The sequence below is a fragment of the Streptomyces albus subsp. chlorinus genome (assembly GCF_013302895.1).
GTDB classification, from domain to species: domain Bacteria; phylum Actinomycetota; class Actinomycetes; order Streptomycetales; family Streptomycetaceae; genus Streptomyces; species Streptomyces chlorinus.
In genome coordinates, this window is the sequence record NZ_VJOK01000001.1 from 2488128 (window position 1) to 2509853 (window position 21726).

General features: G+C 73.7%; 15 protein-coding genes, 1 tRNA gene and 1 pseudogene. 6 read left to right on the plus strand and 11 right to left on the minus strand.

Going from position 1 to position 21726, the window contains the following annotated elements:
* Positions 1–153: 153 nt before the first annotated feature.
* The 3 genes and pseudogenes from FM076_RS33630 to FM076_RS11205 all read right to left on the minus strand — a co-directional run.
* Positions 154–540, minus strand: a pseudogene (locus FM076_RS33630) (tetratricopeptide repeat protein); the annotation flags it as partial.
* A gap of 389 nt (positions 541–929) precedes the next feature.
* Positions 930–2258 carry a hypothetical protein gene (locus tag FM076_RS32940; protein ID WP_180217752.1) on the minus strand — a complete coding sequence of 443 codons (1329 nt, stop codon included), beginning with the start codon at positions 2256–2258 and terminating at the stop codon, positions 930–932.
* A gap of 90 nt (positions 2259–2348) precedes the next feature.
* Positions 2349–2960, minus strand: a complete 612-nt coding sequence (locus FM076_RS11205) for a transporter substrate-binding domain-containing protein (protein WP_428814802.1) — start codon at positions 2958–2960, stop codon at positions 2349–2351.
* 281 nt (positions 2961–3241) lie between these two features.
* Between FM076_RS11205 and FM076_RS11210 the strand changes: the two genes are divergently transcribed.
* Together FM076_RS11210 and FM076_RS11215 are read left to right on the plus strand one after the other, a co-directional pair.
* Positions 3242–3433, plus strand: coding sequence for a hypothetical protein (locus FM076_RS11210; protein WP_173869929.1), 192 nt, complete (start codon positions 3242–3244; stop codon positions 3431–3433).
* A 371-nt stretch (positions 3434–3804) separates the two neighbouring features.
* Positions 3805–4206, plus strand: a complete 402-nt coding sequence (locus FM076_RS11215) for a globin (protein ID WP_173869931.1) — start codon at positions 3805–3807, stop codon at positions 4204–4206.
* A 450-nt stretch (positions 4207–4656) separates the two neighbouring features.
* On the opposite strand, the gene FM076_RS11220 is transcribed toward FM076_RS11215, so the two are convergent.
* The 7 genes from FM076_RS11220 to FM076_RS11250 all read right to left on the minus strand — a co-directional run bounded on the left by FM076_RS11220 (position 4657) and on the right by FM076_RS11250 (position 17604).
* On the minus strand, positions 4657–5337 hold the full coding sequence (locus tag FM076_RS11220) for a hypothetical protein (RefSeq protein ID WP_173869933.1): 681 nt from the start codon (positions 5335–5337) through the stop codon (positions 4657–4659).
* Positions 5318–5752 (minus strand): thioesterase family protein, encoded by a 435-nt coding sequence (locus FM076_RS11225; protein WP_173869935.1) that lies wholly within the window; start codon positions 5750–5752, stop codon positions 5318–5320. The genes FM076_RS11220 and FM076_RS11225 overlap by 20 nt, the downstream gene beginning before the upstream one ends.
* Before the next feature lie 4 nt (positions 5753–5756).
* The gene (gene ettA / locus FM076_RS11230) at positions 5757–7421 is read right to left on the minus strand and encodes an energy-dependent translational throttle protein EttA (protein WP_173869937.1); all 1665 of its coding nucleotides are present in this window, start codon (positions 7419–7421) and stop codon (positions 5757–5759) included.
* 607 nt (positions 7422–8028) lie between these two features.
* On the minus strand, positions 8029–9519 hold the full coding sequence (locus FM076_RS11235; RefSeq protein ID WP_173869939.1) for a thioester domain-containing protein: 1491 nt from the start codon (positions 9517–9519) through the stop codon (positions 8029–8031).
* A 465-nt stretch (positions 9520–9984) separates the two neighbouring features.
* On the minus strand, positions 9985–10629 hold the full coding sequence (locus FM076_RS11240) for a single-stranded DNA-binding protein (protein ID WP_173869941.1): 645 nt from the start codon (positions 10627–10629) through the stop codon (positions 9985–9987).
* Positions 10630–10780: 151 nt separating this feature from the next.
* Entirely contained in the window at positions 10781–13399 is a 2619-nt protein-coding gene (locus tag FM076_RS33635; RefSeq protein ID WP_428815146.1) for a GTPase, read from the minus strand.
* A gap of 2108 nt (positions 13400–15507) precedes the next feature.
* Positions 15508–17604, minus strand: a complete 2097-nt coding sequence (locus tag FM076_RS11250) for a GTPase domain-containing protein (protein WP_180218235.1) — start codon at positions 17602–17604, stop codon at positions 15508–15510.
* A gap of 350 nt (positions 17605–17954) precedes the next feature.
* Here FM076_RS11250 and FM076_RS11255 point away from each other — a divergent pair.
* The 3 genes from FM076_RS11255 (at position 17955) to FM076_RS11265 (ending at position 18947) form a co-directional block, all read left to right on the plus strand.
* A tRNA-Arg gene (locus tag FM076_RS11255) sits at positions 17955–18027 on the plus strand.
* Between the two features lie 202 nt (positions 18028–18229).
* The gene (locus FM076_RS11260) at positions 18230–18499 is read left to right on the plus strand and encodes a prevent-host-death protein (RefSeq protein WP_173869943.1); all 270 of its coding nucleotides are present in this window, start codon (positions 18230–18232) and stop codon (positions 18497–18499) included.
* Positions 18489–18947, plus strand: a complete 459-nt coding sequence (locus tag FM076_RS11265) for a type II toxin-antitoxin system VapC family toxin (protein ID WP_173869945.1) — start codon at positions 18489–18491, stop codon at positions 18945–18947. The genes FM076_RS11260 and FM076_RS11265 overlap by 11 nt, the downstream gene beginning before the upstream one ends.
* An 829-nt stretch (positions 18948–19776) precedes the next feature.
* On the opposite strand, the gene FM076_RS11270 is transcribed toward FM076_RS11265, so the two are convergent.
* The gene (locus tag FM076_RS11270; RefSeq protein WP_173869947.1) at positions 19777–20190 is read right to left on the minus strand and encodes a winged helix-turn-helix transcriptional regulator; all 414 of its coding nucleotides are present in this window, start codon (positions 20188–20190) and stop codon (positions 19777–19779) included.
* An 898-nt stretch (positions 20191–21088) separates the two neighbouring features.
* Here FM076_RS11270 and FM076_RS11275 point away from each other — a divergent pair.
* A complete protein-coding gene (locus FM076_RS11275) occupies positions 21089–21559 on the plus strand; it encodes a VOC family protein (RefSeq protein ID WP_173869949.1) in 471 nt (156 codons plus the stop codon).
* Positions 21560–21726 lie beyond the last annotated feature (167 nt).

Here is a 21726-nt window from a genome sequence, read left to right on the forward strand (position 1 = left end):
GCGCGGCCACGTCGCGTCCAGCCAGGTCGCGTGCGGCCACGTCGCGTGCGGCGGCTTCCAGGTCGGCGCCGCACGCGCCGCAGAAACGGTCACCCGTCTCCAGCGGCTCGGCGCAGCTGGGGCAGGCGGACAGTTGGTCGAGCTGAGGCATGGTCACACCCACGTCCGGGGGCGGAAGCGGTTGGCGCGTTCCACCAGTTCGATCCTCTCGGTTCCGGTCTGCGCGTGCCGGGCGAGCAGCCGGTAGGAGCGCTCCAGGCCGAAGCGCAGCCCCTCCTCCGTCAGCGGACTGTCCGGCAGCCGCACCCCGGCACCGGGGGGCTTCCCCGGCGCACCCGCGGGCGCGGGCCCCGGGGCCGGCCCCCGCGAGGGAACAGCCTGGCACAACCGCCAGTCGAGCGCGCAGCCGAGTACCTCGCAGGTCAGCTCGTGGCCGCGTCCCGCGTCCAGTCCCAGCCGCCGCCGCTCCTCCACCTGGCGTGCCGCGGCGCGCAGGTCGTCCAGCAGGGGTTCGTACGGGGAGCGCCCGCGCAGCCGGGAGGTGGAACCGGAGGAGGTGGAACCGGAGAGGGTGGAGGAGGTGGAGCCGGAGGAGGAGGCGCGGGCGGAGGGGCTCGGTTCCGTGGGTCCCGCGCTCCGCTCGGTTCCGGTCCCGGAGCCCGCGGGTCCAGTCCTGGAGCCCGCAGGGCCGGAGCCCGCGGATCCCGTGCCGGGGCCCGTCGGGGCGGCGGTGCCGTAGGAGTGGCCGGTGCGGGGCGGGCCGGTCCTCCCGGTCGGTGCCGGGCCCAGGTCGCCGCCGGGCGCCACGACGGGGGCGAGCCCGCGCACGCCGCAGTACAGCTCGCCGCCGCCCCTATCCTCATCCTCGTAGACGCCCTCGCACCGGGGCCGCTGGCACGGTCTGTCCGGCGCGACGGCCGGCTGTCCGTTCACTCCGCCCCCATGTTCATCGCTCCGCCCGCGGCGCCCCGGGCCTCCTCCCGCAGCTGCGCCAGCGCCTCCTGCGCCGCCCGCTGGTAGCGCAACACGGCGTCCTCGGCGGCGCGCAGGTCGCAGGGCGCGCTCCAGAGCATGCGCCGCGCGATGTCGTAGCGCTCGATGAGGATGCGGTCCTCGGCCAGGCCGTTCTGTGCCACCTTCGCCTTGTACGCGTCCAGGCGCCCGCGCAGTTCCGCCCGGACGGCGAGCGGCGCGGTGACGGCCGACAGCTGGGCGCGGGCCCGCTGCAACTCCTCCTCGGCGCGCTCCTCCAGGCTCTCCAGCAGCGGGGAGAGCCGGTGCCACTGCGCCCGCCTGCGGTACTCGGCGGCCGTGGAGAGCTGCTCCTGGAGGACGGTGGGCGGCCCGCTGACGGCGGGCACCTCCGAGGCGGCGATCTTCGCGAGGACCTCGCCGCGCGCCGTACGGGCCTCGGCCAGGGTGCGGTCCGCGCGGGAGAGGACGTCCCGCAGCCGCATCAGCCGCTGTTCGGCGTCCTGCCTCACGGCGAGCACGGCGTCGATCTCGCGGCGCACGTCCTCCAGGGCGCGGGCCGCGGCGTCGTAGCGGGCGGTGTCGGGCCGGCCGTCGCCCGGCGCCCCGCTGCCCGGGGTGGAGATCCAGAAGGCGAGCGGGTCGCACACCACCTCCTCGCGCAGGGAGGCGAGTTCGGCCGTGGTGCGCTCCAGGTCGTCGGCGGCCGGGTGCTCGCCGGGGCGCACGCCGACCGAGTACGCCAGGGAGCGCACCCTCCCCAGTTCGGCGGCCAGCAGGTCGATGCGGGCGGGCAGCGCCGACCACACCGAGTCGGCGGCGGCCACCACGTCGAGGGCCTGCGCGTACCACTCGTTCATCCGCGCGACGAGCCGGCCGAGCGTCATCTCCTCCGCCAGCCGGGGCGCCTCGCCCTGGTCGGCCCCCGAGGTGCCGGGCAGGGCCCCGCCGGGGACGGTGAGGGTGCCGCGCAGCAGGCGGGTCAGCTCGGCCAGGTCCTCGCGGCTGGGCCAGCGGCGGCGGGCCCGCAGCTCGCGGGCCCGCTCCAGGGTGCGCGAGTAGATCTCGAACCCGTTCCACAGCGAGGTGAGGGCCGCCTCGGCCCGTGTCCAGCGGTGCGCGGTCGTCCCGGCGAGCCGCGCGCCCTCCAACAGCCTGCGCCCGGCGTGGTCCTGGAGCGCCAGCAGCGAGGTCTCGACGGCCTCGTGCTCGGCCTCCAGGCGTTCCAGAGCGCGGTCGGCCTCCTCCCGGCTCATCACCTCTCCGGCGGGTCCGGCGGGCCCCATCGATCACCTCGCTGTTCGACTCGTACGGTGCGGGTTTCGGGTTTCGGGTTTCGGGTTTCGGGTTTCGGGTTTCGGGTTACAGCTTGCGGGTTACGGCGTGTCCGCGCGGGCCGGGTGCGCACCGGTCCCCCGGCCACGCGGGACCGGCCCCGGCTCGGCCACGGTAGGCGGCTCGGGCGGTGCGGGCTTCTTCCCTTCCGTACCCACCATGTCCTCGGCGAGCCGGCGCTCGTAGGAAGACTTCCACCCGTCCTCGCGGAAGTCCTCCAGCACCTTGTTGACCCGGTGGACGAGATCCTCGTCGCCGAGGTTCAGCGCGACCCCGTACGGCTCCACCGTCCGCGGGGTGCCGACGAGTTCGACGGAGGGGTCCTGCGCCGCCGGCCCGGCGGCCGGCGCGCTGTCGGTCACCGTGGCGTCGGCCTCGCCGAGCTGGAACCGCACCAGGCAGTCGAGCTGGTTGGGCACCACGACCGGCTTCGCGCCCAGGGCCGCGTACGGGGCCGGTCCCCTCATCTTCTCCACCGTCGAACCGGAGGCGTGGCACACGCGTTTGCCGCGCGTCCCGGAGCCGAAGCCCTTGACGCGGGCCCGTTTCCTGGGGACCAGCAGGTGCTGGCCGGCCTCGAAGCAGGCGGCGGAGAACGCCACTTCGCCGAGCCGGTCGCAGGCGATCGTCATGGTGCGCACCACCATGTCCACCTCGCCCTTCTCGACGGCGGCGCTGCGCCGGACGGTCGGGGTGGTCCGGTAGGTGATCTCGTCGAGGCCGTCCCCGGTCGCCGTCGTCGTCCTCGGCCCGAGCCGCCCGGTGCCGCACCTGCCAGGTCCCGACGGCCTCCTGCGCGACCTCCACCGCGGCGCGTCCGGCCCGGTCGGCGAGGCCGTGCGCGTCCTCCAGCAGCCCGCTGCCCGCCCTGCCCCTCTCCCCGTTGCCGGCCACGGCGCCCATCCGCGCGCGGCCGACGCCGCCGGAGCGCACCGTGTCCCCGACCGGCGAGACCGGGGCGGACGAGGCGGCCGGGACGGCCAGGACGGCCGGGGCGGATGACGCCGGGGCGGGCGAGGCGGACGGCGGGTCCGGCGCGGACCCGTCCGCGCCGGACGGCCGCGGGGACGGCTGCGCCGCCGGCGGCGTGGTCGGCGGCTGCGTCACGGCTGAACCCTCCCCCTGATCGCGGACGGACACGCTGCCGGCGCGCTGCTGTGCTCCCTCCCGTGCGGATCCGGTGGCGGTCCCTGGGCCAGCAGTATGGCTCCGGCGGGCGGCCGCCACAGCGGGTTGCGTGGGATCTTCTTCGTATTGCTACCGAACATTCCGCCCCGTCCGGACCCGTGTTCTGGTCACCACGCCCCGTGGACGGCCGGCGGTTCCCTGCCGAGGGCCGGGCGGGGCGGTCGGGGGGGGAATGGGTCGGGGGCGGGACGGTGCGGCTCCGGGTCCGGTCGGGTCCGGTCGGGTCCGGTCGGGTCCGGTCGTAGGGGGAGCCGGAAGGGTCGTAGGTCGCGGGGCCTCGTCCGGGGTGTCTGCCACCATGGACGGGTGATGGAGATTGGGCACGGCAGCGTCCCGACGGGGACCTTTTACGAGCAGGTCGGCGGCGAGGAGACGTTCCGGCGGCTGGTGCACCGCTTCTACCAGGGGGTCGCCGAGGACCCCCTGCTGCGGCCGATGTACCCGGAGGAGGACCTGGGCCCCGCGGAGGACCGGCTGGCGCTCTTCCTGATGCAGTACTGGGGCGGCCCCCGTACCTACAGCGACCAGCGCGGACACCCCCGGCTGCGGATGCGGCACGCGCCCTTCAAGGTGGACCGCGCCGCCCACGACGCGTGGCTGCGGCACATGCGGGAGGCAGTGGACAGCCTGGAGCTGCCCGCGCACCTGGAGACCCAGCTGTGGGACTACCTCGTTTACGCGGCCGGGTCCATGGTCAACTCCGCGGACTGAGCCGACCGCCGGCCCCCCGGCCCTCCGCGCGCACCACCCCGCACCCGGGCGGCACGTGTGACACAGCCGTCACGGGCGTCACAGGCGTCAACGGCGGACGCACGCCGGAACGCACGCCCGTGCGGAGGGGGACAGGAGGCGGCGGGGCTTGACCGGGTTGGTCGCGGCGCGGGCGCGGGCGCACTGACTGCTCCTCGGGGCCGCCGGGGCCCGCGGGCCTCGTTCACCGGCCCCGCTTGCCCCGGCTCGCCGTCCGCCCGGACCGGCTGGCCAACCGCCGAACCCGGGCCGGCCAACCGCCGAACCGGGACCGGCCAACCGTCCGGCCCCGACGTGCCGCCTGAGGATCACGCCAGGGGCGGCCACCGTGCAGCCGCCATGCCCAGGTGGCCGTCACACCGGGGTGGCCATCAGGCGGACGTCACACCAAGGCGGCCATCGGGGGCGACGTCACACCGGGGTGACACTCAGGCCGCCGGCCGGGCCGGTGCCCGCACCGGGCCGGCGGCGTACCACGACCGAGCCGTAGGCGGTGCGCAGCCGCAGCCAGGGGCCGGACGCCAGCAGGGCGGCCGGCTCCGCACCGCGCAGGAAACCCAGCGCGTGCGCCGCGTGCGCCGCGCGCAGCGGCAGTCCCGTGCGGCCCAGCGGCCGGGACCAGATCTCCTCCGCGAGCGCGTCCAGCGTCTGCCGGCCGCGCCGCTCGGGCGGCAGCTTCTCGGCCCGCTCGCGGAACTCTCCCACGGCGGCCGCCGCCACCGAGCCGACCGCGTCGACCGGCACCCGGGCGAACTCCCGCCAGCCGCCGCGCGGCGGCAGCACACCCGCCCAGGACGGGCCCGTGACCGCCTTGGGCACCCCGACGGACTCCCGCTCCTCCTCGACCCGCTCCAGCAGCTCGCCGGCGGCCACGGTGACATCCAGCTCGACCGGCTCCAGCAGCCTGCCGGTGCGTACCGCCAGCACCTCGAAGCGGGCCGGTTTGGCGAACACCCCGGCCACGCCGCCGCCCGCCTGGATCCGCACGGCGGCGTTCTTCTCCCAGCGCAGCAGCCGCTCCAGGAAGGCGGCCAGGCCCGCCGCCTCCCCGGGGTCGGCGAAGACCAGCCGGTCAGCCACGGTGGCTGTCATCGAAGTAGCCCTCCAGGAAGGAGCGCTCGGCCGGCGACAGCCGCCGGGGGTAGCCCTCCTTGATGTTGTACGGCACCACGACCGTCCGCGCCCGCACGAACGGACCGTCCCCGGGGGTGCCGGAGTCCGGGGACGTGATCTCGTACGCGAGAGTCATCGAGGCGGCCGTCAGCGTCTCCACCCACAGCTCCACGGTCACCGGGTCGGCCTGGTGCACCAGTTGCCGCAGGTAGTCGATCTCGTGCCGCGCCACGACGGTGCCGTCGGTGAACGCCTCCGGGTCCGCCGCACGCCGTGCCAGGGCCAGGAAGTCGATCCTGGCCTCCTCCAGGTAGCGGAGGTAGACGACGTTGTTGACGTGCCCGAAGGCGTCCATGTCCGACCAGCGCAGCGGGCACCGGTAGGAGTGCCGCACCTGCTCAGCTCCGGGTCAGCTTCTTGTGGGTGGCCCGGTGCGGACGCGCCGCGTCCGGCCCCAGCCGCTCGATCTTGTTCTTCTCGTACGACTCGAAGTTGCCCTCGAACCAGAACCACTTGCTGTCGCCCTCGTAGGCGAGGATGTGCGTGGCCACCCGGTCCAGGAACCAGCGGTCGTGGGAGACGACCACGGCGCAGCCGGGGAAGTCCAGCAGCGCGTTCTCCAGCGAGGAGAGCGTCTCCACGTCCAGGTCGTTGGTCGGCTCGTCGAGCAGCAGCAGGTTGCCGCCCTGCTTGAGGGTCAGCGCCAGGTTCAGCCGGTTGCGCTCACCGCCGGAGAGCACGCCCGCCGGCTTCTGCTGGTCCGGGCCCTTGAAACCGAACGCCGACACGTACGCGCGCGAAGGCATCTCGACCTGGCCGACGTTGATGTAGTCCAGCTCGTCGGAGACGACCGCCCACAGCGTCTTGTCCGGGTCGATGTTGGCGCGGGTCTGGTCGACGTAGGAGATCTTCACCGTCTCGCCGACCTTGATGGAGCCCGAGTCCGGCTGCTCCAGCCCCTGGAGCATCTTGAACAGCGTGGTCTTGCCCGCGCCGTTGGGGCCGATGACGCCGACGATGCCGTTGCGCGGCAGCGAGAACGACAGGTCCTCGATGAGCACCTTCTCGCCGAACGCCTTGCCGAGGTTCTCCACCTCGACGACGACGTTGCCCAGGCGCGGCCCCGGCGGGATCTGGATCTCCTCGAAGTCCAGCTTCCGGGTCTTCTCCGCCTCGGCGGCCATCTCCTCGTAACGGGTCAGACGCGCCTTCGACTTGGCCTGCCGGCCCTTGGCGTTGGAGCGGACCCACTCCAGCTCGTCCTTGAGGCGCTTGGCCCGCTTGGCGTCCTTCTGGCCCTCGACCTTCAGGCGGGCCTGCTTCTTCTCCAGGTAGGTGGAGTAGTTGCCCTCGTAGCCGATGGCCCGGCCCCGGTCCAGCTCCAGGATCCAGCCGGCGACGTTGTCCAGGAAGTACCGGTCGTGGGTGATGGCCACCACGGTGCCCGGGTACTTGGCCAGGTGCTGCTCCAGCCACTGCACCGACTCGGCGTCCAGGTGGTTGGTGGGCTCGTCCAGCAGCAGCAGGTCCGGCTGCTCCAGCAGCAGCTTGCACAGCGCCACCCGGCGCTTCTCGCCACCGGAGAGGTTGGTGACCGGCCAGTCGCCGGGCGGGCAGCCCAGCGCGTCCATGGCCTGCTCCAGCTGCGCGTCCAGGTCCCAGGCGCCCGCGTGGTCGAGCTGCTCCTGGAGCTTGCCCATCTCCTCCATCAGCTCGTCGGTGTACTCGGTCGCCATCTGCTCGGCGATCTCGTTGAACCGGTCGAGCTTCTGCTTCGTCTCCGCGACGCCGTCCTGGACGTTCTCCAGCACCGTCTTCGACTCGTCCAGCGGCGGCTCCTGGAGGAGGATGCCCACGCTGTAGCCGGGCGAGAGCATGGCGTCACCGTTGGAGGGCTGCTCCAGACCCGCCATGATCTTGAGCACGGTGGACTTGCCCGCGCCGTTGGGGCCCACGACACCGATCTTCGCGCCGGGCAGGAAGCTCAAGGTGACGTCGTCGAGGATCACCTTGTCGCCGTGCGCCTTGCGCGCCTTGCGCATGGTGTAGATGTACTCAGCCAAGAGGAACCGTCCGGCAATCTGTAGGTAGTCGTGCGCGGTCCGACCGCGCGGGTCGTCATGCGGCAGCGCGCCGCGCTGCTCCCGGGTGCGTGAGCTGCGGCCGTGCCACGTCAGGCATACGCACCCCATCTTGCCGCACCGGCCCCCCACCCCGGAAACGGGTTCCGCCCGCGACCGGCGCCCGGACCGGCGCGACCGGCATGAGGGTGCCGGGGGCACGGGGCGCCGAGGGTATGGGCCGCCGAGGGCATGGCGGCACCGAGGGTAAGGGCCGCGAGGGCATGGCGGCGTCGAGGGTAAGGGGCGCCGAGGGTAAGGCGGCACCGAGGACAGTGGGGCGGCAAGCACATCGGGGCGCCAGTGCATCGGCGGCCCCCGGGGCACCGTCGCCAGCCGAACCGACCAGTCGGTCGGTCACGACATCCCCCTCCCCGCACCCCGACGCCCCGCACCTCCGACATCCCGTGGCCCGACTCCCCCTGGCCGTCGGCCCCCCATGGCCGTCGGCCCCGCACCCGCACCCGCGCGTCTCCAGACTCCCGGGACCCACGGGACCCACGGGTCTCACGGGACCCGTGGGACCCATGAGTCCCACGGGCCGGGCCCGTCACGAACGGCGGCGCAGGATGCGGAGAGTGGTGACGCCGACGGCGAGGAGACCGATGGCCAGAGCCGTGAGCAGCCGGGTGTCGGTGCCACCCGTCTCGGCCAGGTCGCCGTCCCCCACCACGGCCCCGCTCCCGCCGACGGTCGCGGGACGCTCGGCCGTCGCGGGCGCGCTCTGCGTGCTGATACCGCCCATGGCGGCCGAGGTCGTGCAGTCGAGGACGCCGCTGAAGGTCTTCTCGTACCCGTGCGGGCCGCGCACGGGGATGCGGTAGGGCTGGTCCTCCTCCACCGGGACCGTCACCGTCCCCGTCTCCCCCTGCCCGATCCTCTCGCGCTGCTTGCCGACGCGCAGCGGAAAGGCGGCGTCGCCGCTGTTGACGACGGTGATGTCCACACCGTGCCCGGCGCAGTTCTCCCGGGAGACCGTCGCGGGCACCGGGCCGCGCTCGGCCCAGTTGACGGCGGCGGTCGCCGAGACCGCTGACTGGCTGGACCCGGCCAGTACCTGGCTCTGGCTCCTGCCCCGCTCCCCCGCCCCGGTGAGGACCCGGCCCACCGGAACCTTCGTGGCGGCCTGGGCGGCGAGGGAGGCGGTCCCCGGGTCCGCGTCCTCGGGGAGCGAGAAGTACAGCTTCGTACCGTTCTTGGCCGAACGGACGGGCTTGCCGCCCTTGTCGACGATCCGCACCCCGGCGGACGCGGCGCGCGGGCCGGGCACCACACTCACGGTGGCGGCGTTCGTCCGGACGGTCACCGGCCCGGTGCGCTCACCGCTGCGGCCGGACACCTCCGCACGGTCGAAGGTGAGAGACGGACCGGGCTCGCGCAACGGGCGGGCCTTCTTGACGAGGTAGGAAGCCAGCTTCTGGGCGGCGGGGTCGGAGGCGGTGATGACGGGGCGCTTCCGGGGGGCCTCCCCCCTCCCCCCTCCCCCCTCAGCCCCCCGTGCCCCGTTCTCGGCGAACCGCCAGATGGCGACCTGCGTGCCCGCGGCTGCCGTGCTCGGCGTGAGCCGCTTGGCACCCGCCGCCTTCGCCAGCGCGTCGAGGTCGTTCCTGCGCGGATAGGAGTGCTCGACTATCCAGCGGATCCTGCCCGCGTTGCGATTGCCGGCCAGGGGCGAGGACTTCCACTCCCCTTCCGTGTAACGCGTCTGGTCCTGGGCGGGGTTGAGCGCGTCGACCCCGTAGGTCTGCAGCGTGCCGCCGCCCTCGACCGCCATCTCGAAGAGGCCGGCGCTGACCTCCTGCCGCTCGCCGTCCGCCTCGATGACCGCCCGGTCATAGGTGGTCAGCCCGTTCAGCGTGGCTATCGCCCCGCTCCGCTGCTCGGGCATCCCGCCGGCGAGCGCGCTCCCGGCGCCGGGCGCACCCGTCGAGGCCCGCGCCGCCGCCGGTGGTGCGCTCGTCACCACACCCGCCGCGCACAGCCCGGTGGCCGCAGCGGCGCATGCGAGGCGGCGGGCTGCCCGCGCCCGTACAGAAGTCATGGTCTTCCCCTCTTGGCAGAGCGCGCGCGGGCCCGCGTCACCCGCGCGCCGACGCCTGCCGCAAAGCTCGTACCCCCCGGTCAGTACGCGTGGGATCGTAAGAAGATCGACACGGCGTAATCCCCCTGATTCACCGGGGGCACACATTCCGACTCGCAATCGTTATCAGCGAATCCGGCGGACCGGGACGATCACGACGCCCACCCACGACCTCGGTCTCTTCCGGAACAGCCCCTGGGGCCTCCCCCGGAACAGCCCCTGGCACCAACCCCGTTCCTCACCCCAGATCCCACCACCCACGGGACCCGCCCCTCCCCGGCACCTGTCACCGTCCGCGCCGGGCTCCGACCACCGAACGCCAGCCGCCGGCCACCGATCTGGAGGCGGCCACCGGCCCGCACACCGCGACGGGCCCTCTCACGGCGTGAACGCGCGACCGCCACCAGCCACCAGCGAGGGCCCTACCTACCCCCGTGCGCCACCGACACCGACACTCCCCTCCGGCACGGCTCCTGGCACCAGTGCCTCCCCGGTCTCCCGCGTCTCCCCGCCCCCGTGCGTCTCGCTCTCCACCTCTGTCTCGGGCTGCGCGCCCGTCGCCGTTACCGTCCCCGCCAGCGTCCCCATTCCCGGTGCGGCACCCGGTTCATCCGCTGCGCCGCCGAAGCCGGACGGGCCGAACGGCGCGGGGGCCGTCGCGTCCTCCGGCGGCCAGGTGGGCGCGGGCCCGCGCGTCAGCTCCGGGTGGGCGCGGGAGCCCCGGACGAACGCCGATGTGCCGCGCGAGAGGTCGTGGCCCACCGTGGAGGCCATCAGATCCGCCGTCAGATAGCGCCGGCCCTCGCGTTCCTCCTCCACGATCCGCAACTGTCCCCGGACGACGACCGGTTCGCCGCAGCTCACCGACGAGGCGACGTTGCCGGCCAGGGTGCGCCACGCCCAGACCGTGTAGAAGCTGGTGGAGACGTCCGTCCAGCGCTCCGCCCGTTTGTCGAACCGCCGCACCGTGCTGGCGAGCCGGAACCTGGCGACTGGCACTCCGGACGTTGAGATCCAGTGCTCCACCTTGGTGGCGACGTTGCCGATCACCGTCACCTGAGTCTCGTTCACGCGAACCCCCCGTGCTGCCTCGTCCTGCGCACTGCCCCGCCGGTGCGGCTGAACGCCACCGCGGACCGCGGGTCGTGCGGTTTCCCGTACTTCCTGAATCCAGGATCGGGGCGCGGGCGAGGTCATGGGGAAATGGATGCGGATCTGTGGATTACTCGGTGGTTGTGCACAAGTCGGTCACCGGAGTGGGTGACGGCTCGCTCGCCGCGCCCGGTACACGGCCCGTCGAGCGCAGCGGGCCCGTCCTGCGCTCCTCCGGCGACGCTTCGGGCCACGGCTCGCCGACACCGCCGTCGGACAGCCTGCCGTCGGAGAGTCCGCCGCCAGACAGTCCGCCATCGGACAGCCCGTCGGCCGGCCCGCCCCAACGGCCGGTCGCGCCACCGGCCGGGCCGCTGGTCGAGGGGCCATGCGGGGCATCGTTCGGACCGCCGTACGGGCCTCCGTACGGGCCTCCGTACGAACCGCCGTAGGGGCCGCCGACCGAGGTGCCGGTCGAAGTTCCGGTCGAAGTTCCGGTCGAAGTTCCTGTCGAGCCGGTGAGGTCGGCCGGGTCCGCCGACCCGGCCACATCCCTCGCACCCAACCCACCGGAAGCACCCGCCACAACCGCCGCATCCGTCACACCCGGCAGGCCGGCCAGGCCCGGCATGTCGGCCAGGCCCGCCATATCGGTGCAAGGCACGGCGCCGACACCGCCGGACGCGACAGCGAACTGCTCCCGCACCTCGCGGTACCGCAGCAGCTCGGCCGCCACCGGCTCCAGCACCCGGGTCCTGCCGCAGTGGGCCGCCAGCTGCCTCAGCCGGCGTTCCGCTTCCAGCCCGTACGTCTTCGCCGGGCCGCGCGCCGCCTTGCGGCAGCCCCAGGCCAGCAGGGGACCGGCGAAGGTGGCCGCCACCGCCAGGGCGCCCGGCAGGAGCGTGGCCGAGGAGACGCCGCCGACCAGTACCACGGTCACCAGCGCCCAGACGACGCCCGCCGCCTGGAGTCCGAGGAGCAGCCACTGCCCCGCGAGGGCGGCGGTGTGCCAGGGCGGGCGCGGCACCCGTACCGTACGCTCCCCGCGCACGCCGGAGCCCTGCGCGCCGTCCGAGCCCCCCGGACCACCCGCACCCCCAAAGCAGCCCGAACCCTCCCGCCCGTCCGCTGCGGCACCGGCCCGCACGGCAACAGCGCCAGAAGCGGCCGGAGCGGCAGAAGCACCAGGTACACCAGATGCACCAGCTGCACCAGAGCCGGTGGCGACAGAGGACGCAGCGTCGGCATCGGCCGATGAAGGCTCAAAGGCCGAGGAAGGCTCGGGCGCAGGCGAAGCAGAGGCAGAAGCAGAGGGAGAGGCAGATGGGGTGGAGGAAGGGGAGGAGGGGAGGGACGAGGCCGGACGTAGCCCCTCCGCCTCACGGGCGCAGCTCTCCATGACCTCGTCCAGCAGCTCCGGCAGTCCCGCGGCACCGCGCCGCGCGGATTCCCGCACGGTGCGTGCCCACGCGCCGGGCAGCCCGCTCGCGGCGGCGTCGGCCAGCTCCCGTACGGCCTGCGCCACCAGGGGGCGGGCGGCGCGCGGCTGCTGGAGGGAGTCCCGGACGGCCGGACGCCGTGCGGGGCGCCCGACACCGGCTGCCTCGTAGGGGTCCTCTCCGAGGGTTCCGAGGGCCCCGAGGTCGTCCGCCGCCCCGGGGCCGTCCGCCTCGCGTGACGGAACGCGCGACGGGGCGCCGGACGGGTCAGGGGACGGGTCGTCGCGGTCGTTGCCCGGACGGGAGACGTACCAGCGCAGGGCGCGCACCCAGGGGGTGCCGGAGGCGTGTTCGGCCTGCCGCAGCCATGCGCGTTCGGCCGCCTGCCCGGCTGCCGCGGCGCCGACGGCGACGGCGAGCCGGTCCTCGAAATCCTCCCGGGCACGCTCCGTCAGCCCGATCGGCCCGCCGCCCCCCGGACCGGGACCGGGATCGGCGTAGACGGGGCGCAGCCGTTCCATGGCGCTGTCGAGGTCGGCGCTCAGCCGCAGCACGGCGGCGCGCTGCTGCGCGACGAACTCGCCCAGCTCCTCGCGCAGCACGCCGATGCCCTCGTGGGTGAGCGCGGACGCGGACAGGACGACGGCGCCGGGTTCCCCGTGCTCGCCGAGTGCCATGCCGTCCTCGTCCAGCAGCCGGCGCAGGTCGTGGAGGACCGCGTCGACGGCATCGCGGGTGAGGCGGTCGGTCTGGTTGAGCACGACGAAGGTGACCTCGGCGTGCCCGGCGAGCCGGCGCAGGTAGTCCTCGTGCAGCACGGCGTCCGCGTACTTCTCCGGGTCGACGACCCACACCACCGCGTCCACCAGCTCCAGCAGCCGGTCCACCTGCTCGCGGTGGCCGGGCGCGACCGAGTCGAGGTCGGGCAGGTCGACGAGGACCAGTCCGCGCAGTTCGCTGTCGCGGGTGCGGTGCCGGGCGTGCTGCGCGATCCCGAGCCTGTCGAGCAGGCCGTCGGGGCCGCTGTCGCCCTCCCGTCCCGCCTCCCAGGTGCAGGCGACCGGCGCCGCGGTGGTGGGGCGGCGCATGCCGACCTCGGAGAGGCGTGCGCCCGCCAGCGCGTTGAACAGGGAGGATTTTCCGCTGCCCGTCGCGCCCGCCACCGCGACCGTCGTGTAGGCGCGGGGCAGTCCCCTGCGGGCCGCCGCCTCGTCCAGCACCCGCCCCGCCTCGGCGAGCACGTCGGCGGGGAGCCGGGTACGGGAGAGCCCCACGAGTTCGCGGAGCGCCCCGAGCCGCTGCCGCAGCACGTGCTCCTCGACGTCGTGGCGGTTGTCGTGGCGGTTGTTCTGCCGGTGGTCACGGCGGGACTCCCGAGGAGGCTCGGGGCGCGACTCGTGGCGGGGCTCAGGATGGGGCTCACGTCCGGGCTCGGAGTGGGGCTCGTGCCTGACGTCGCGGTGGGGCTCGTGACGGGAGACGGAGTGGGGCTCGGAGTGGGGCTCGGGGTGGGGCTCGTGACGGGAGACGGAGTGGGGCTCGTGACGGGGCTCGGGGTGGCTGTCCCGGCCGGGATCCCGCCTCGGCTCCGGGCCCGCCTCCTGGCGTGCGCCCGGGTGGACGTCCCACCGGGTGTCGGCGTCGGCGTGCCGCACGTGGTGCGGGGCCTCGCGGGGCGTCTCATGAGGGGTCTCGTGGGGGATCTCGCGAGGGAGCTCGCGTGGGGCTTCTCGCGGTGCGTCGGAGCGGGTCGGGTCCGGCACGGCCTCCGCGAACGGGGGCTCCGGCCAGGCACCGCTGCGCCAGGGCGGAACGAGACCGGGAACAGGCTGTTCCACGCCCCGACGCGGGCTCTCGTCCCCCGGGGCCGGGGTGTGACCGCCATGACCGCGGGGCGCGGGCGTGCGACCACCGGCCGGGGCATCGCCCCGGGATTCGGGAGCGCACTCCCCTCCGTCGCCGGATTCGGACTGGTGGCCGCGTTCGACGCGGGCCCGGCGCGCGATGACACCGTCGTCCCAGACCAGCTCGGACTCACCCGCGCTCGCACCCGCACCCGCACCCGCGTGCGCGGGCTCCGGCTCTGCCCGGCACTCCGCCCCGTGCGGCGCCCCGTGCGGGTGTCCGTGTGCGGGCGCGGGCGCGGGAGCCGGCTCGCGTGTGGGTTCGGGCACGAGTTCGGGTTCGGGTCCGCGAGCGCGCACGGGCTCGGGCGGGTGTACGGGTCCGGGCGCGTATACGGGCTCGCGTGCGGGAGCGGGCTCGGGCGGGCGTACCTGCTCACGTGTGGACTCAGGGGCCCGTACGGCTTCGCGAGCCTGCTCGTACTCGCGTACGGGCTCGGACGCGGGTACGGGTTCACGGACCGGCTCGTACCCGCGTACGGGCTCACGCGCGGGCTCACGCGGGGGCTCGGGTGCCTGGACGGGCCTGCGCGGGGGCTCGGGGGCGTGGGCCGGCCGGGGCGGCGCGGCGTCGGGCTCGCGCCTGAACTCGGGTACGGCTCCCTGCCAGGGTGCCTGTCCCGGCATCGGCTCCGGGGCCGGTTCCGGTTCGGTCTGCTGGTGGGGTACGTGCGGAGCCCGCTGCGGGGGCGTCCCCGCAGTGTCGGGACCAGGGTCGGGGACGGCGTCCTCGGCCGGCCCTGGAGCGGCCGTCCCCGGAGCGACCGTCTCCGGAGCCGCGGTTTTGGCAGCGGCCGTTTCCGGAGCGGCTTCCTCCGTGACGTCCTTGCCGGACGCGGACCGCTCCGCGACGCCGGTCTCCTCGCCCGCGTCCAGGCTCAGTTCGAGCTGGCCGTCGACCGGGCCGCTGAGGGCGGTGACGCTCGGATCGCTCCAGCCGCCCCAGTCCGACCGCCCGTTCCGGTCCGACCGGTCGCCGTACCCGCCCCGAACACTCCTGTCCGACCGGTCGGTACGGTCACCACGACCGTCCCGGCGCGCGTCACGCTCCCGCCCCGGAGCCGCCCCCTCTTCCCGACCCCAGCCCTGGTCACGCCCCCCGCTCCGCCCTCGGTCGAGGTCCAGGTCCAGGTCCCGCTCACGGTCCCAGCTCTGCCCCCGCTCACGGCCCCGATCCCGGTCCCGGCAGGGGTCCCAGCGCTGCTCACGCTCCCGGTCAAGGCCCCGGTCCCCCTCCCGGCTACCGCCCCGATCCGGGCCCCAGCGCCCGTCGTGGTCGTACGAACCGTGCCGGTCATACGGACCGTACCTGTCGTGCGAACCGTGCCGGTCGTACGAACCGTCGCGGCCATACGAACCGCTCCGGTCACCCGGTCCGGGACGGTCGCCCGGACCGTTACGGCCGTGTCCCTCGTCCCGGCCGTGTCCCTCGTCCCGGCCGTGTCCCTCGTTCCGGTGTTCGGGCATCTCGCCCGCTCCGCCGGCGGTGGCATCGGTGGTGGACGTCACTGCGGTCACCTCTCCCTGTGCGCGCTCTGCAGGCCGCGCATGCCGTCGTGCAGGCCGAGCGGGGTCCGCTTCGGCGGGAACTCGTGTGCGGTCGCGTCCGTTCTGTTCCGTTGCAGCCTGTGCAGGACGGACTTGTGCAGGACGGAGAACGCGGCGATCAGTTCCATCTGGGGTTCGGGGCCGGTGTTGACCTCGTCCAGCGGCGCCAGGCGCAGATCGCGTTCGCCGTGGAGGACGCGGGCGACGCAGTCGTCCAGCAGCTCCGCGCACTGTTCGCGCAACTCGTGGGCGCTCTCCTCGCCGAGCAGCTCGGCGAGGGCGTCGTCGGCGCCGGCGACGCGCCGGCCGCCCAGGAGCGAGGCGGCGAGGAGTCCGGCCACGCGTTCGGTGTCGCCGTCGCCCGCGGCGCGGCCGGCGGCGCGTGTCTCCTCGTCGGCGAGTTCCTCGACGCACCGCCGCCAGCGGCGCACCATCACGCCGATGCGGCCTTCCGCCTCGCCGCGTTCGGACTCGCCGCCGGTGCCGGGCGGGGCGCAGCGTTCGAGTTCGGGGGTGGCGCGGCGCAGCTCGGCGACGCGTTCGTCGGCGGCGGCGACCGCGCCGGACAGCAGGGCCGCCAGCCCGTCGGCGAAGGCGTCGAACAGTTCGTCGCCGTCGCTGTCGTCGGGGAAGCAGCGCCAGTGTTCGGCCGCGTCCCCGGCCAGCAGCTCGCCGTCGGCGATGCGGGTCCGCAGCCGCCGCCCGGCGCTCGCGTACGCGCTTTCGATGTGCTGGGTGAGGCGCATGGCCGCCGCGTACTGGGCGGCGGAGGCGCCGGCGAGGGCGGTGATGCGGGGGCGCAGCGAGGCGAGGGTGCCGGCGGCGGTGCGGTCGGCCGCGGACCGGCGGGTCTGGGGGTCGGCGGCGCAGGTCTCCAGCCAGTCGCGCAGGCCGCTGACGGCGGAGACGGGCAGCAGCCCGGAGCCGCTCGCCGATTCGGGCAGTTCGGGGATGGTGAAGCGGGGGACGCCGCCGAGTCCCTCGCGCTCCAGCAGCAGCCCGTACTGCGCCGCGACCTCCGGGGCCACCTGGTGCGGTACGCGGTCGAGGACGGTGGCGAGGGTGACGTCGTACTCCCTGGCGCTGCGCAGCAGGTGCCAGGGCACGGCGTCGCCGTAGCGGGCCGCGGTGGTGACGAGGACCCAGATGTCGGCGGCGCAGATCAGTTCGGCGGCCAGTTCGCGGTTGTGGGCGACGAGGGAGTCGATGTCGGGTGCGTCGAGGAGCGCGAGGCCGGGCGGCAGGCCGCTGTCGGTCTCGATCCGCAGAGCGCGACGGGGCTCGTCCCGTTCGGCGTCCCACTCGGGCTCCCAGTCCTCCTCCCCGTCGGACAGCCGGTCCAGGCGCCGGCCGGCGGCCCGGTCCGGGTCCCAGCCACCGTCCCGGCCCCGGCCCCGGCCCCGGTCCCTGTCGCGGTCCCTGTCGCGGTCCCTGTCCCTGCCCGGTTCCCTGCCGAGGTCCCGGCCCAGATCCAGGTCCCGGCCGAGATCCAGGTCCCGGCCCAGGTCCCGGTTCCGGTCCCTGTCGCCGTCCCTGCCCGGGTCCCGGCCCCAGGCGTCGGGGCGGTCGGCCGCCAGGCGGTCGGTACGGTCACCCGCCGCCCGGTCACCGGCCGTCCGATCGGCCGCCGCGTGGTCGGCGGCGCGGCCGGCGGCACCCCCTCGGTCGGGGGCGGAGCCGGGCGCGTCCTGCCGCGGGACCCACACCCGCTCCAGGGTGGGCAGGACGCGGGAGCCGACGAACCAGGGACGGTCGTCGGGATGGCAGACCAGCACGGGGGTGCGGGTGGTGGGCCGCAGCACTCCGGCCTCGCTGACCCTCCGCCCCACCAGCGAGTTGACCAGCGTGGACTTGCCCGCGCCGGTGGAGCCGCCGATCACCGCGAGCAGCGGTGCCTCAGGGGTGCGCACGCGCGGGATGAGGTAGTCGTCGAGCTGGGCGAGCAGCTCGTCGCGGGAGCGCCGGGCACGCTCGGCACCCGGCAGGGGGAGGGGGAAGCGCGCGGCGGCGACCCGCTCGCGCAGTGCGGTGAGCGCCTCAAGCAGTTCGAGCCGTACGTCCAAGATCGCCACATGTGCAGAATGCCCAATTTTGCGGCACTTTTGAAGCCTATCCGCGACCCGTCCCGGGGAAAATAGGTGCTTTCGGGGAGTGAAGACCCTTTCGCCCCATTCACCCCCGATGGCCCACCTGCCACCCGGCCGCACCCATAACGACTGCGCAACACCCGCCCCGCGCGCCGCCAAAACCGCTGCGTGAATCGCACCAGCCTGCGATTATCGGGACCGCTTCACGGAACCTCCACATGGCGTCGCGGACGTGGAGCAAGCAGGACGAGCCGCACGGCCCCCTATCCTTGACCCCGCCGTGGTCACTCCGGGGGCGGCGAGCCCGCCCACCGCGACGGAGACGGGCCCCCGTAGCTCAGTGGATAGAGCAGGCGCCTTCTAAGCGCTTGGCCGCAGGTTCGAGTCCTGCCGGGGGCGCGCACGGCCCCTCACCTGCGAAGACGCGTGAGGGGCTCTTTCATGTCCGGATGCACATCGCTCCATGAGCAAGCGCCTTCCGCAGTCCGCGATCGTGGACACAGACAGACCCTGCGCCATGGCGACAACGCCCCCGGCCGGCGAATCCACATCCGAAACACGATGTAGCACCAGGTAGCACACCTTCGCTATCCTGGACGGCATGACAGCGCAGCCGGAGATCACTCAGCGCGATCTGCGCACTCGTTCCAAAGAGATCATGGACGCCGTCCAGGGAGGACAAGCGTTCACCGTCACCCGCGACGGACACCGTCTCGGCGAGCTGATCCCGCTTCGCCGCCGTCGCCGGTTCGTTCCCCGTGCCGAGTTCGCGGCCATGTCACGTACCGCCCCTGACATCTCGCCGGACGCCTTCCGCGACGACCAGGACGCCGCCGTCGAGCAGGAGTTGGACGACCCGTATGCCCGTTGAGCACGAGCAGGGGCTGCTCGATACCAACATCATGATCCTGCGCAAGTGGATCGACGCCGACGAGTTGCCCGCCGAGATGGCCATCAGCGCCATCACGCTCGCGGAACTCTCCGCGGGCCCCCACCAGGTACGCGGCAGCGACGAGCAGAACGACTACGACGAACACGCCGAGCGGGCCCGCCGCATGGACGTCCTGCAGCGCGCCGAGAACGAATTCGACCCGATCCCCTTCGACGTGGAGGCGGCCCGCATCTACGGCAGAATCTGCGCCGCCGTTGTCTCCGCAGGCCGCAAACCCCGTCGTCGCGTGGCCGACCTGATGATCGCCGCCACCGCAGCCGCCGAGGAACTCCCCCTCTTCACCACCAACCCCGACGACTTCAAGGGACTCGACGACGTGGTCACCATCGTGCCCGTAACCCGGCCCGAGATCCTGCACGACCGGTAGCACCGCACATGAGTGACCGCTCGGCCCATGACGACCGGGCAGTTCCCAGCCAATGAGCGCGTGAAGTGACAGCAAGCGCCTCGACGGATTTCGTTCGCGAACGGCCTGCAACGACGCAGGTGAGCACATCGCTCAGCCCCTGACACCTTCTAAGCGCTTGGCCGCAGGTTCGAGTCCTGCCGGGGGCGCACAAAACCTGGCAGGTCAGGCGTGACGATGCCCCCTGGGCCAGCGCCCGAGTGGACAGTCGGGCCGGGTCGGTGGCCGCGCCGGGCTCTTCGGTACCCCTGGTCTGTGCTCCCCACGCGCGCGGGGGTGGCCACTCGCCGACCCGGCCTCTCCCGCCTTTGGCCCTGTGCTCCCCACGCGCGCGGGGGTGGCCCCCGGCCGTCGAACCCACCCAGAGCATCGGGGGTCTGCTCCCGCGCGCGGGGATGGTCCACAGAGCGAACTGCTCTTCCGGTGCTCTCCGCGTACGCGGAGGCGGTCCGGGCCGGCCTGGTACACCGGCCCTGGGCCGGACCGTGGGCGTGTCCCGCAACCGTGTGGCTCCGCCCTGCGCCCGCGCCGAGGACGACGCCCACGCCGCCTACGGCAACGCCCGGTTTCTGGACGAACTGCCGGCGGACGAACTCCGCGCGACTGTCTGACCTCTGACGTTGGTGGCGTCCTGCCTGTCGTGTCCCGCCCCGGGCAGGACTCGTGGTCCGGCCCCTTCAGGATCTGGCGCGCTGACTCGAACTCCCCCTCCCGCCGGCACGGCCGAGTAGGCGTGACCGCTCTTCCCCGTTCGAGGAACGCACGTGCCCCCGCGGGCGCCACGCGGCCATCATGCGGAGGAGGCGGTGGCGGTATCTGCGCGGGAACGGTTGGCGCGAATCTCGCCGTGGTGGTCGGCCGCCCAACCGATCAGCTGTTTGACGATGCCGTGCAGGCCGCTGCCGAGCGGGGTGAGCGCGTACTCGACGCGCGGTGGCACCTCGGCGTAGGCGGTACGGCTGATCAACCCGTCCTCGGTGAGCCGGTGAAGGGTGTGGGTCAGCATGCGCTGGGAGATGCCCGGGATCTGGCGCTGCAAGTCCGTGTAGCGCATGGGGCCGCCCTCCAGAACGGCGATGATCAACATGCTCCATTTGTCGCCCACCCGGTCGAGCACCTGGCGGATGAAGTCCATGTGATCGACGGGGATGTTCGCGCACGGCCCGGCCGAAGCCGCCATCCCGATGCCCGCGCTCTCCTGCATAGCGCCCGTTCCTCTCCGTCGCGCACATCGATGTGCCTTTTGTACCGCCTTCCATACTGGCTCATAGTGGCGTTACGAACAAAGAGTAGGAATTGGAGGACCCCGGAGCATGGAAGAAGAGATCTGGTCTGAGATCGCCCACGCCTGGTGCGGTCTGGGCGGTCATCGGTGGGATCGGACCGTGGAGCGATTCGAGTACGGCGGCCCCGTGGAGGTGGTCCGCCACCCGTTCCGTCTCGGCAGTGGCCTCCCAGAGGACCGCACGCGCGGCGTCCGCGCATTCGTACTGGCCGAGCACGGCGTCACCCCTGGGCAAGGCCGGCCCACCGGATGTCGAAGGCACGGCCGCCGCCGAGGGCCTGGCCTGCTGCCCGGTCCTGGGCAACCGAGTCGCCAACACCGTCCTGGCCCACGCGTTGCCGGCTCACGCCTTGACCGAAGGTAAGAACGGTGAAGCCTGGAACAGGGTCTCCCGCACCTATTTCGGACAACACCGAGTCGATCTCCACGCTCGACGGCGTGCTCCGCTCGGCCGACGGCATGAGCCTGGACCGCGAGCAGACTCGCCAGGCGCTTGCCAACCGGGCGCTACCGCCGTCGGATACAGGAGAACCCACATCAGGCGCAGCGCCCCTGGGCGGCCGGTCCCTTTCACCGTCAGCGGCGGCCGGCACGCCCTCGCAGGAGCGCAGGACACCGACACCCTGCTCGGCGTCCTGCCCCAGGTCCGGGGCGAGACCCACCCGACCGTTCTCGATGCCGACGACGCGGCGATCTCCGGCCCGGACGGCCGCGTGAAGCCCGCCGACCACGCTTGATCCACCCGCCTGTTCCACACGCCAGCCGGACATCCGCTCTCCGCATGTCCCGGCGGTCACCACACGGAAGGGATCTCACTGTGCCCACTCTCGCCATCGTCGGCGCCGGCTTCCGCGTCGATCACCGCCTCCACGCCGACGGCGGCATGGTGCCCGAGGCCGCGTTCTTACGAGCCGAGGGGTCGGCCAACGACCACGACCTGGCCCTCATGCGGATCGAAGACCCAGCTGCCGCACAGCCCCCGGGCCACCGTCCGGGGCTCGCACACCTGGCGTGGGAGGTGGACACCCTGGCCGGGCTCCAGCAGATCCGCGGCAAGCTGCTGCGGGCAGGTGGGCTGACCCATGAGATCGACCACGGCACCACCAAGTCGCTGTACGCCAGCGACCCGGACGGACTGCAGTTCGAAGTGTGCTGGCTGGTGCCCGCCGACAGGACCGACGAGGTGACCCGCACGGCCTTCGCGCCGCTCGACCTGGACGCGGTCATCGCACAATTCGGCATCGACCTCCCAGGCGGGACCGGCATTTCCGCTCCGGCCCGCCACTGAACCAGCGATCGCTGTCACCCCCGGCGCGCCTCGCAGGGGGATCGGCTGAGTGACGGAAGAGAGCTAAGGACGACCGTGCAGTCCGAGGTAACGGCCACGGGAATTCAAGCGGCGAACTCCGGTCCGGTGAGCCCGCAGGCCCTGTCTCGTCGGCGGGAACGCGGGTG